Source organism: Nocardiopsis sp. SBT366 (assembly GCF_001083815.1).
GTDB classification, from domain to species: domain Bacteria; phylum Actinomycetota; class Actinomycetes; order Streptosporangiales; family Streptosporangiaceae; genus Nocardiopsis; species Nocardiopsis prasina.
The window spans coordinates 56,502-68,195 of record NZ_LAVM01000025.1 but is presented as its reverse complement, the minus strand read 5'-3'; the positions used below and the strand labels follow the sequence as shown (position 1 = coordinate 68,195).

The following is an 11,694-nucleotide window of genomic DNA, read 5'->3' as shown; positions in this document are numbered from 1 at the left end:
CCCCCGCGGAGACCGGCCCCGTCCAGCCTCCCTCCACCCCGCCGGAGGACAGGTCCCGCCTGGCCAGCGCTTCGAGTCTGCGCCCGCCCCAGCGGCCGCTTCCCACTCCCGAGGAACGGGAACGCCACGGCGCGGCACCCGAGGCCTCTCCCAACAGCACCGCCGACCTCATGATGGCGAAGCTGCGCGGAGAGGAGGTCTCCCCGCTGCGCGCCTGGGCCCGCCTCGAAGGGTGGAAGGGCGACGCGGACTCCGCGTACCTGCCGACCGACGAAGTCACCGAGGAGCGGTCATCGGATCCCGAATGGGACTCGCTCTCCACACCCCATGAGTCCCCACGGTGGCGCAAGCAGATGCACATCGGTGTCACGGTCTGTGGAGTCCTCCTGGTCACCGCCGTGGGAAGCGCGTTCGCCGCCAGGAGCCCCGTCCCACCCGAGGCGGAGACCGTGGCGAGTGAGGAGCCCGAGGCCAAGCCCGCGGAAGAGGCGTCTTCGGAGCCGGTGGCGGCTCCCTCACCGCTGCCCGAGGGGAGCCCTCCGTCCGACGTCAGGCTTGAGGACACGCTCAGCGCGATCACCCTGTCCTGGAGCGACCACACCGGCGGTACCGGTTCGTACTTCGTGGTGGGCGGCCCCCAGGGGCACACTCCGGCGACTCTGGCCAGAACCGGACCGGGCGCCGTGACCGCGCATGTCCCCACGGACGACACCCAGGGCGAGTACTGCTTCACCGTCGTCGCGGTCGACGGCGCTGCGGCGTCCGCGGAAGAGCTCTGCACGTCCCGCGCGGCGGAGCGGGCCGCGGAAGCCGAACGCCAGGCCGAGGAGGAGGCTGCGGAGGAAGAGGAAGAAGAGGAGGAGGACGAGGCTGCTCCCTCGCCGTCCCCTTCTCCGAGTTCCGACGACTGACGATCCGTCGCCCGAGGACACGGCTCAGCACATGCGCTGGCGGAACACGGCTCTCGGGCCGCAGGCCTCTGACCGCGAGGAAACGCCGACCTCGCGTGCGCTCCACCCGCCATTCCGATGTCGAATGGTGATCGAACCGGGACCGGCCAATACTGGCCGTTCATGTGGTGGAGTTACATGAACGCAGATGAGGCGACCTGCGGCGCGAAGGGCGAATGCACGGAAGGGACCCTTGGGTACGTGCAGTGCGGCACCGGATGACCTGGGATTTCCTGCTCCGACTGACGAATCGGGATCGGCGCCCGAGGGGCCGGGCACCGATCCCTCGAGACGGGGCGCTCGGATAACGTGAGGATCGGGGAGAACCGTGACGTGTCTCCGGTGATCCCACACCCTGGAACCACCCCGCTCCGCTCCCCCGAAAGGCGATCCATGCGGCGTTCACTCGCCTTGACCTCTGCTGTGTGCCTCCTCGCCGTGACGGCGTGCGAATCCTCCTCCGGGTCCTCGGACGGCGAGCCGGAGACGGTCGAGGCGCTCACCGAGGACGGTCTGGTGGGGCTCGCCCTGGTGCACCGGGGGTTCGAGGGCGGCGACCCTGAGACCGAGCAGGTGCTGGTCTTCCACGATCCCGACACCGGCGCTCCCCTCCAGCGGATCGACCTGCCCGACGGGGCGGTGGACCCGATGGCGCCCGCGGTTCCGGTGCACAAGCGGTTCTCCGAGGACTGGCAGTACTTCGCCTTCGTCACGAACGAACCCAACGCCGTGCACCTGGCGGGTCTGACCGACCCCCAGGAAGCCGAGGAGGGTGAGGAGTTCACCTACCAGCCCGTCGAGACGATCCAGGCTTCCGGTGAGGAGGAGCTGTCGGACCCGGTGATCCACGGGGAACGGCTCTGGTACGTCTCCGCGCAGGGCCAGGGGCAGCCGCCGCAGGTCAAGTCGGTCCCGTTGGAGGCGCCCGGCGGCACCCCCAACCAGGAGGGCAGCCTCGCTCTCGGGGAGGGGCAGCGGCCCAGCGACTGGACGATCACTCCGGATGGCTCCCTGCACATCCGTAACAGTGTCCCCACCCAGCAGATCGCGGGCGGCGAGGGCAGCCTCGTGGTGCGTTCGACCAACGGCACCGTAGTGAACGCCACCCTCAACACCGGGGGCGAGCAGTGGCAGACCTTCGACGACGCACCGGTCTGGGGCGGTGAACAGGCCCTGCTCCAGCCGGACGGCGACGGGGAGGGCCCTCAGGGCGCCTACCTGCTGGAGGTCGAGGGCCAGGGCCACAGCGTCACTCGGCTGCTGGAGGACGTCTCGAGTCCCGTTGTGCAGTACACGCTGGCACCCGAGCGGGACGCGATCCTGCTCCAGACCGAGGAGGCGTGGTTCCGGGTGGACGTGGAGGAGGGGGCGGTGACGGAGACCGAGGAGGCGTTCCCTCGCTACCACGACACCTCCATGGACGGCTGGCCCCTCGCGGTGCGGTGGTCCCAGGAACCGCCCACCGAGCCGGACGCCCCCTCGGAGAGCCCCACCTCCTGACGCGGACACACCACGGGCGCCGTCCTTACCGCGTTCGGAGGGTGCCGCATATAGCGTGAAATCCCGCGACCCCAGGGAGAGGACACCTCGGATGCCAAGGACAAGGAAACAGCGCGGCGCCATGGCCACGCTGACGTCGCTGCTCGACAACACCCTCGCAGCAGCCGCCTCCGCCACGTAGGAGGCGACACACGGGGATCACCGTACTCCGACGGAGACAGGGGCCAGAGGGATCAGCCCCGCCTGGGCGCGCCCGTCGGGTTCCTGGTCATAAGCCCTGACCCACGCCCCTTCGCCACATCAGCCTGCCCGCCGCAGTCCTGTCGATCCCGCTGTTCGGCGTCACTGCGGTCGCGGCGGCCGACACCGTCGCCGTGTCGGTGAAGGAGGCCCGCCGCCACAGGCGGATCGCGCCGGACAGGTCCCTCAGCAGCCGGAGGCCAGCCGGGGGCGCGGATCCGGTCAGCGGAATCCGATGACCCTGACCCCCTGGCCCTGGGAGTCAGCCAGGTCGACCAGCACCACGGCCCCGGGAACGGCCTCGAACTGCCCCTCCGGCTGCCTGGCCTGGAAGTAACCGGCCGCCTTGACCGGCTCCGGGAGATCGATCCGGTGCACCTCGCCGCCACCCCAGGGAGCGACGTTGACCGGAGTCTCCGGGTCCTCCGACTCGAGCTTGACCACCGCGTCCTCCAGAGCCAGCACGTAGCTACTGATCGACGCCGTGGGCACCGCCCGCTCCTCGGTGGCCAGGGTCCGGCCGTCGAACCGGCGCAACTCGTAACCGGCGGCCTTGACAGAAGGAGCGCGCTGGGCGACGAGGAACCCGTCTTCAAGCGTGCGAACCAGGTAATGGTGCTCTTCTTCCTCGAGCCCTGTCGCGTCACCCACGACCCCACCCGTGACCGGATCGAACACGTACCTCTCGCTGAACTGTTCGTCCTGATACGACGACCCCTGGTCGTGGTACACGGGAAGCACCTCACCCGCCCCACGCACGGAACGGCGTTCGGAGATCAGGAACGCTGCTTCCTCACCCTCCAGCTGCCACAGAACCGACCCGTCCCCAGGGTCCAGAGCGATCAGCTCGGCGTCGAGCGAACCGCAGCCCGCTCGTACGACCACCGCGTCGGAGAACACCACCGGCCGGTCAGCCCGGTGCACCTTAGATCCCTCACACGTGAACAGGTCCTCGGTCCGCCACAGCTCGGATCCGTCCTCGTCCGAGAGCATCGCCCCCGAGAGCCCGTCACTGGCCTCCAAGTGGAAGACACCCCCGTCGCCAGCGACACCCACGTTGAAGGGCCCTGGCTTCTCGACGTCGGGGGCGATCGGCTCCGCGAAGTCGCCGACGACCTCACCGCTGACTCCGTCCAGGACCACACGCCGCCACTCGACCGGAGGGACGGACCCCTCCTCGTCGTCGGCCGCCCCGAACTCCTCGTCCGGTGCTTCCTTCGGGTACATCACGTGAACCCGCTCCCCGGAGGAGGACACGTCCGTCAACGCACGGACACCCTCGTCGTCCACGGTGAAACTCCACCGCTCCTCACCGGTCACCCCGTCCAGGGCCACCACTCCCCGAGCCGTACGCACCAGGGCACCGCGCGGGAGGGGGGTCACCTCCACATCCCCCCAGTGACCTTCAGCGGTCCACTCCCACGCCACCTCGGAGATCGACCCCGGCACGGCGGCGTCCGACCACTCACCGTCCAACTCCTGGTGGCTGACCGAGACACCCCCGAAGCCCAGCACCGAACAGGCCCCGAGGGGGACCAGGAACACCACGGCCACTCCAGCGCTCGCCCACCGGAGAAACGGTCGGGGCCTACTCACCAAAGCCGAGCACCTTGACCCCCTCACCCTCGGCGCCGCTCAGGTCGACCAGAACCACGGCGCCGGGGACGGCCTCGAACCGACCCTCCGCCTGCCTGGTCCCCGAAGGCAGAGCGACATCGGTGGATTCGGGCACATCCACATCGAACGGTTCGCTTCCCTCCCAAGGAGCGACGCTGACCATCGGCCCCCCGTCTCCCGAATCCGCGAACTTGACCACCGCGTCTTCGAGGGCGATCACGTACGCCCCGGGCGACGACGTCTCCACCGCCCGTTCCGCGGTGGCCGAGACCCGGCCGTCGAATCGGCGCAGCTCGTAACCGACAGCGTCCGCCCCGGACTCGCGCCGCGACACGAGGAACCCGTTCCCGAACGTGCGCGCCGGGTACCAGTCCTCGCCGGTCCCCGCCGCGTCGCCCACGACCTCACCCGTGACCGGGTCGAGCACGACCGCCTCTGCGAACTCCTCGCCCCAGTAACCGTCCCCGCCCTGGTCCAGGGCGAGCAGGTCTCCCACTGCACGCACCGAATCGGCGGAGGGGCGCGCTCCCGCGCCCTCGAGATTCCAGAGAACCTCTCCGTCCTCGGGGTCCAGGGCGACCAGCTCGGTCACGTCCGTGCCGCACTCCGCGCGCACCACCAGCGCCTCGGTGAAGACCACCGGGCGATCGGCCCGGTCCACACTCCCGCCGTCACACGTGAACAGGTCCTCGGTCCGCCACAGCTCCGAACCGTCCTGGTCCGAGAGCATGCGACCGCTCAGCAGCGGCTCGGAACCCAGTTCGAAGAGGCCGGCGTCCGTAGCGGTCCCGACGTCGAAGACCCCCAGCTCCTCGATGTCGCCGGTGATCTCCTCCTCCAGGTCGCCGACGATCTCGCCGGTCACTCCGTCGAGAACGACCCTGCGACCGGGGACACCCGCCGAGTCGTCTCCGTCGGCGCCCCCGGACTCCTCGCCCGGGGCCTCCTCCGGGTAGAGCACGTGGACCCGCTCACCGGACGAGGGCACGTCCGTCCGTACGGGGACGTCCTCGCCCTGCACGACGAAGCTCCACCGCTCCTCACCGGTCACACCGTCCAGCGCGACGACACCGTGCGACATGCGCAGGAGCACGCCCCCGGGCAGCGCGGTCACCCCCAGGTCACCCGTGTACCCCTCGGCGGTCCACTCCCACGCCAGCTCCGACACAGTTCCGGGCACGGCGGCGTCCGACCACTCACCGTCCAACTCCTGGTGGCTCACCGAGACACCCCCGAACCCCAGCACCGAACAGGCCCCAAGGGGGACCAGGAACACCACGGCCACTCCAGCGCTCGCCCACCGGAGGGATTGCCAGCTTCTCGTCATGCTCTCCCACTCCTTGCGCTGCCCGGCTCAGGACACATGGCGGTCATTCATCGGAACCCCAGAACGGTGGCCCCGGCGCCGTCTCCCTCGGTTCGCTCCACAAGCGTCACGGCCCCGGGGACCGCAAGGAACCGGTCATCGCCCAGCAAGTCATGGGCACGGGACACGACGTGCTCAGCTGGGAGACGAGCCCCGACGCGGCCCGCCCTTCTCCCAGGAAAGGAACTCCGCGTTCGCCTCCCCCGGGGCCATATCCTCGCCATGCACACCTGTTCAGACGCAGATTCCCCTCAGGGAATCCCATAGTAGGCATCGGTGAAGTCACGTTCGGCCGGTACCTCACCACACCCGGAACAGCCCCACATTCGGCCTCCATCGGTCTCGACACCCCCAACCTCGACTCCCACACGACCTCTGAGGAGCGGATATGGAATCGACCAGAATTCTGTCCGTGACGGCGCTGACTCTTCTGCTCTCATCGTGTTCGCTGATGCCCGGGGCCTGGGAGGAGAGCGAGATCGACCATTCGGTGTTCCAAGGGATCGCAGACCCGCTTGACCTCCCCAGAAGCCTGTCTTCCGTGGGATGGGACTGGGAGGCACCTGAGGAAACCGACATCGTCGACGTACGTCCCTTCCCTCTCGGTGTGGTCGTGACCGTCTCGGACGGGGTCATCGCCCTGCAGGGCGACACCGGGGAGGAGCTCTGGCGATACCGACGAGTCGGCGAGGCGGTGACGGACGCGAACGTCACGGCGAGCGGAGAGCGTGTCGCGCTCGCCTACCCCGTCGACGAGGATTCCGAAGCCGCGGCCGTCCCGCACGACGTCGTGCTCCTCGGCTCCGACACGGGCGAGGAACTCGGATCCCATGTGGAGGACTTCACCGCTGAGGAACAGGTTCCCGGGAACATCACGACGTTGTCCCCCATGCCAGAGCATCTGGGTCTGCTCTCCGACTCGTCCCGGATCGTCTACCGCGACGTGAACGATGAGAGAGACGGTGTGTTCTCGCTCGATCTGGAGACCGGCGACGAGAGGTGGAGTCTCACCGACCTCCGAGGAGAAGGGCAGGAGGGGCGGAACTTTCATCCCAAGGGGGTGGTCGCCTCGGGTCAAACGGTCATCATTTCCGGCAACTTCATGGACGAGGACATCGAGTCCCTCGACGAGACCGCAGAGCGGCAGGAGCACACCGTTGTCCTGCTCGGTCTTGACTCCGTTTCGGGAGAGGAGCTCTGGCGCCATGAGATCGACAGGGACGCCCCCGTTGATCTCCACCCGGTCGAGCTGAGTGTCCAGCCGGTTTCGCGCGCGGTGATCGCGGTGACCCCCGGTCCGCATGGCGAGGAGTGGATACTCGACCCCGTCACGGGGGAGCGCTTGACCGAGGAAGCATTCTTCTCAGAGCGGGAGGGCGCTGTCATCGGTGTTCTGGAGGACTCCGTGGTGAACGAGATCCGGCAGACAGACGAGGACGAGCTGGAGTACAGATTCACCGACTTCTCAGGGGACACCCACAGGACGATCCGAGCCTCCGCACCGTTGGAGCGCCAGTGGCGGGCGTTCGTCTTGCCCCTTGAGGAGGCGATCGTCTGGCTGGACGTGAACCGGACCAAGCACTCCCGCGATCCTGATGAATCCGTCTGGGGCGAGGCGCGCCTGGTGGTCGACGAGGAGGACGAGTCCCGTGTGATCGACCTCGGTGTCCGGGTCGAGCAGGACTACAAGGAGGACGGGAGTCCCTCGGGCCAGTTCATCGACCCGGCTGACATGACCGTCGCCCCGGGCGCACTGGTGGTGCAGGAGAAGGTGACGGGCAGCCCGCGTCGTCTCGTGGGTGTGGTTCCGTAGTGGCTGTTCCGACCAGCTCCCGCTTCGTACACCCCTGTTCACAGGCGACTTCGAATCGGAAGGTGCGAGTACGGAGATCAGGGGTTGGTCTCCCTCGGCACGTTCGATGAGTCCGGGGGCGCGATCCGACATCACGCGCCCGGGCCTCGCAGAGCCCCACCTCCTGACGCGGACACACCATTGGCGCCATCCTTACCGCGTTCGGAGGGTGCCGCATATAGCGTGAAATCCCGCGACCCCAGGGAGAGGACACCTCGGATGCCCAGGACAAGGAAACAGCGCGGCACCATGGCCACGCTGACGTCGCTGCTCGACAACACCCGCGCCGTGGCCGGGTCCGCCACGGCCTTCGGTGCCCCGGTGACCTCGGGCGCGACCACGGTGGTCCCCGTCGCCCGGGTCAGCAGCCTGAGCACCATGGGCGGCGGCACCGGCAACCTCCCGTTCTTCGGCGGTGACGGCGCAGGCGGCGTGGGCTTCACGCGGGTGCGCCCCTCGGGCTTCCTGGTGGTGGGCCCCGAGGGCGCCGGTTTCCGCCCCATCCGCCAACCGGCCACCGCGCTGGCCATCCCGCTGGCCGTGATCACCGCCGTCGCGGTCACCCGCATCGTCTCCGTCTCGGTCAGGGAGTCCCGTCGCCGCAGGATGGTGGCCGCCCTCCAGACCCGGCAGGAGTGCTGCCAGGAGCACTGAACGGTCACTTTCCGTGGTGTGACGTGGACCGTTTCGCTTCCGAGCGGACTCCGTTAGCCTCGGCGGGTCGCGGCCGCACGGTTGTTCGGAGGGCGTTCCTTGTCCGGGGTCATCGTCGGGTTCGGCGTCATCGCCAGCATTGTCGTCATCGGCTACATGCTCGGGCGAATACCCCTGCTCGGTCCGGGGGCCAGGGAGGTCCTCAGCAAGCTGGCGTTCTTCATCGCCAGCCCCGCTCTGTTGTTCACGATCCTCGCGCGGACCGACCTGTCCATCCTGGTTTCGGGTCCGGTCCTGGTGAGCGTGCTCAGCGTGGTGATCGTCGCGCTCGCCTTCCTCGTGCTGGGGGTCGTCCGGCGCTGGGGCGTCGGCCGCACCACCGTGGGTGTGCTGGGCGCCTCGTACGTGAACGCGGGCAACCTGGGCATCCCGATCTCCGTCTACGTACTCGGGGACGCCTCGCTGGTCGCCCCGATCCTGCTCTTCCAGCTGCTGGTGCTGGCCCCGGTCTCCCTGACCGTGCTGGACCTGGCCAACGGGAGTGTGCGGGGTTTCTGGCCGGTGCTCCGGCGCTCCCTGGGCACCCCCGTGCGCAACCCCGTGGTGATCGCCTCCATCGCCGGGGTCGCGCTCTCCGCCTCGGGCTGGGATCCACCCGCTCCCCTGATGGAGCCTTTCGAGCTGATCGGCGGCATGGCCGTCCCGGCGATGCTCCTGGCCTTCGGGATCTCCCTGCACGGCAGCTCCCTGCCGGGCCGTGCCGGGCCCGACCAGGTCCCCGTTCTGTTGGCGGTGGCCCTGAAGTCGATCGGGCTGCCGTTGACCGCCTGGGCGCTGGGCTCCCTGGCGTTCGGGCTGGAGGGCGCCGCCCTGTTCTCGGTGGTGGTCCTGGCGGCCCTGCCGACGGCTCAGAACGTGTACAACTACGCCACCCTGTACCGGACCGGTGAGACCCTCACGCGTGAGGTGATCCTGCTGACCACCTTCCTCACGGTGCCGGTCCTGTTCGCCATCACCTTCCTGCTGGGCTGAGCCTGCGCCGGGAGCACGACCGGTGCGGGCTCACCCGGTGAGGGGGACGTCCTCGAGCCCGCCGGACGAGCCCGCTCGCGGGGTCAGCGCCTCCACCTCAACGGGTGGGACGTCGAGGACCGCGATGCGCTGGTGATCGTCGCCGGGCTGGATCTCGTGGACCCCCTCCCGCGTTTCGGCGTGGCTCTGTCCGCCGAAGCCCGGCTGGGTCACGTAATGGGTCAGGGCAGGGTCGGGTTCCAGGAGCTGGAAGCTAACGGGCTGTCGTCGTGAACCGGGAGCCGTACTACAGCTGGCCGTACCGGGAGGAGGGTCACGAGCGCCAGTGCCCCTGACGGGCCGAATTCCTAGCGTTGGTGCTGACACCGAACAGCCCGCTTGGAGCCCTCCGTGCCCGTATCCGTCTCCCGTTTCCTCTCCGTCCCGCTCTGCCTCGCCGCAGCCGCGACCCTGGCTCTGGCCCCGGCCGCCGTCGCGAGCGCGGAGCCAGCCGCGCCCCCGCCCCCTTCCCTCGGACTCACCAGGGACTCCGCCGAGGAGTTCGTCGACCAACGCGTCCCCGAGCTCCTGGAACGGCACGGAGCCCCCGGCGTGGTGGTCTCCGTGGTCGGGGACGGCGCACCGCTGGCCTCCGCCGCGCACGGGGTCGCCGACCTCTCCACCGGAACGCCCCTGGACCCGGAGGTACACGGCATCCCCACCGCGTCCGTCGCGAAGTCCTTCACCGCCGTGGCCGTCCTCCAGCTGGCCGAACGGGGCGAGGTGGACCTGCACGAGGACGTGAACACGTACCTGCCCGAGGACCTGCGGGTCCCGGACACCCACGAGGGCCAGCCCGTCACCCTCCACCACCTGCTCACCCACAGCCCCGGGTTCGACGAGCGCACCGAGATGGACGACCCCGAGGACACCGGGAACCAGCGCGGCCTGGCGGAGTTCCTACGGGACAACACCCCCGACCGCGTCTTCCCGCCCGGCCGGTTCACCGCCTACTCCAACTACGGGACCGGGCTCGCCGGGTTCGTGGTCCAGGAGGTCAGCGGCGTTCCGTTCGAGGAGTACGTGGAACGGAACGTGTTCGCGCCGCTGGGCATGGACGGCACCCGGTTCGGCCAGCTCCACGACGAGACCGACCTCGTCACCGGGCACCGGCCCGACGGCTCTCCGGTGCCCTACCCCCACATCCCGCTGGTCCCCGCCGGTGCCGCGGTGACCACCGACGACGACATGGCGCGGTTCATGCTGGCGCTGCTCGGCGGCGGGGAGCTGGACGGCGAGCGCGTGCTCGGCCCCGACTGGACCTCGGCCATGCTCGACCGCCAGTTCGAGGTCCACCCGGACACCACGGCCATGGGCTACGGGACCTACGAGTACCGGACCGGACCGCCCCGCAGCGTGGGCCACGGCGGTGACCTGGACGGCCTGCACACCGGCTACCTGATCGTGCCCGGGACCGACGCCGGGGTCTTCGTGGCCGTCAACGGTGACGACGCGGGCCCCGACGCCGGGGACAACCCCCTCCACGACCTGCGCTTCGCCGTCCTGAACGAATTCGCCGACACCTTCGCCCCGGCCGGGGACAACGGGACCAGCGCCGAACGCACGGACGCGACCGACACGGCCACGGTGGACACGAGCGTCTACACCGGCAGCTACGTGACCACGCGACGCCCCAACACGGGGAGCGGGCGCATCGTCACGCTCTTCGACAACGTCACGGTGCGGGACGCGGGCGACGGCGCCCTGAACGTACGGGGAGCCATCATGCCGGAGGAGCACTGGCTTCCCGTGGGGAACGACGTGTTCGAGACAGCGGACGGCGGGGAGCGGCTCGCGTTCGTGGTCGAGGACGGCCGGGCCGTGGCCGTGTACCTGGAGGCCAACCCCACCAGCGGTTACGACCGCGTCCCCGCGTGGGGCGGCCCCGGCGTGCACCTGGTCGCCGTCGCCGTCTCCCTGCTGCTCCTGCTCAGCGGGGCCGTCCGGCTCCGCCGCCCGGAAGGGGCGGCGCGGATCGCCGCCGCCGTCTCCGCCGGGCTCACCGCCCTCGCGTGCCTGGTCGGGGTCGGGTTGGTGGTCTACGCGGTCGTGGACCTGAACCGGCTCCAGGAGTGGCTGCTCGGCGACTCGACCGCACTCTCCCTCCCACTGGGGCTGGCCGTCCCGCTGACCCTGGTCACCGCCGGGTTCGCGGTCACCGCCTGGGTACGGGGCTGGTGGGGCCCGGTGCGCCGGGTCCACTACTCGCTGCTGCCGGTGGCCGCGCTGGTGGTCGTCGCGGTGGGCGCCCAGTACGGTCTGGTCTGGCCCTTCGCCTGAGGCCCGCCCCGGCCTCGGAAAAAGCGGGGGTCAAGGGTTGGTCACGCCCCCGTGGCGGGAACACCTCTGTGTAGGGCCCGCCCCCACCCCCTTGGGGGCGGGCCCGTCCACGGACGCGGCGACGGCACGCACGCGAAGGCCGGTGCGGCCGGGGAGTCTCCCCC

Annotated in this window: 8 protein-coding genes and 1 pseudogene; 6 read left to right on the top strand and 3 right to left on the bottom strand. The window is 69.8% G+C overall.

Going from position 1 to position 11,694, the window contains the following annotated elements; all coding sequences use genetic code 11:
* Positions 1-911 (top strand): annotated as a pseudogene (locus ADX84_RS26295) (serine/threonine protein kinase); the annotation flags it as partial.
* Between the two features lie 432 nt (positions 912-1,343).
* Entirely contained in the window at positions 1,344-2,450 is a 1,107-nt protein-coding gene (locus ADX84_RS10195; protein WP_049571170.1) for a hypothetical protein, read from the top strand.
* Between the two features lie 462 nt (positions 2,451-2,912).
* On the opposite strand, the gene ADX84_RS10190 is transcribed toward ADX84_RS10195, so the two are convergent.
* Together ADX84_RS10190 and ADX84_RS10185 are read right to left on the bottom strand one after the other, a co-directional pair.
* Positions 2,913-4,238, bottom strand: a complete 1,326-nt coding sequence (locus ADX84_RS10190) for a PQQ-binding-like beta-propeller repeat protein (protein WP_234003907.1) — start codon at positions 4,236-4,238, stop codon at positions 2,913-2,915.
* Between the two features lie 40 nt (positions 4,239-4,278).
* On the bottom strand, positions 4,279-5,634 hold the full coding sequence (locus ADX84_RS10185; protein ID WP_234003906.1) for a PQQ-binding-like beta-propeller repeat protein: 1,356 nt from the start codon (positions 5,632-5,634) through the stop codon (positions 4,279-4,281).
* A 427-nt stretch (positions 5,635-6,061) separates the two neighbouring features.
* Here ADX84_RS10185 and ADX84_RS10180 point away from each other — a divergent pair, with 427 nt between their 5' ends.
* From ADX84_RS10180 to ADX84_RS10170, 3 genes are all read left to right on the top strand, one after another.
* Positions 6,062-7,486: a PQQ-binding-like beta-propeller repeat protein gene (locus ADX84_RS10180; protein WP_049571166.1), complete on the top strand. Its 1,425-nt coding sequence runs from the start codon at positions 6,062-6,064 to the stop codon at positions 7,484-7,486.
* Between the two features lie 258 nt (positions 7,487-7,744).
* Complete coding sequence (locus tag ADX84_RS10175; protein ID WP_049571163.1) at positions 7,745-8,179, top strand: GerW family sporulation protein; 435 nt, start codon at positions 7,745-7,747, stop codon at positions 8,177-8,179.
* A 99-nt stretch (positions 8,180-8,278) separates the two neighbouring features.
* Positions 8,279-9,211 (top strand): AEC family transporter, encoded by a 933-nt coding sequence (locus ADX84_RS10170; protein WP_049571161.1) that lies wholly within the window; start codon positions 8,279-8,281, stop codon positions 9,209-9,211.
* Positions 9,212-9,241: 30 nt separating this feature from the next.
* Here ADX84_RS10170 and ADX84_RS10165 read toward each other — a convergent pair whose 3' ends face one another.
* Positions 9,242-9,424 (bottom strand): hypothetical protein, encoded by a 183-nt coding sequence (locus ADX84_RS10165; RefSeq protein ID WP_049571158.1) that lies wholly within the window; start codon positions 9,422-9,424, stop codon positions 9,242-9,244.
* Between the two features lie 177 nt (positions 9,425-9,601).
* On the opposite strand from ADX84_RS10165, the gene ADX84_RS10160 reads away from it, so the two are divergent.
* Positions 9,602-11,530: a serine hydrolase gene (locus ADX84_RS10160; protein WP_234003905.1), complete on the top strand. Its 1,929-nt coding sequence runs from the start codon at positions 9,602-9,604 to the stop codon at positions 11,528-11,530.
* The last annotated feature ends 164 nt before the right edge of the window (positions 11,531-11,694 follow it).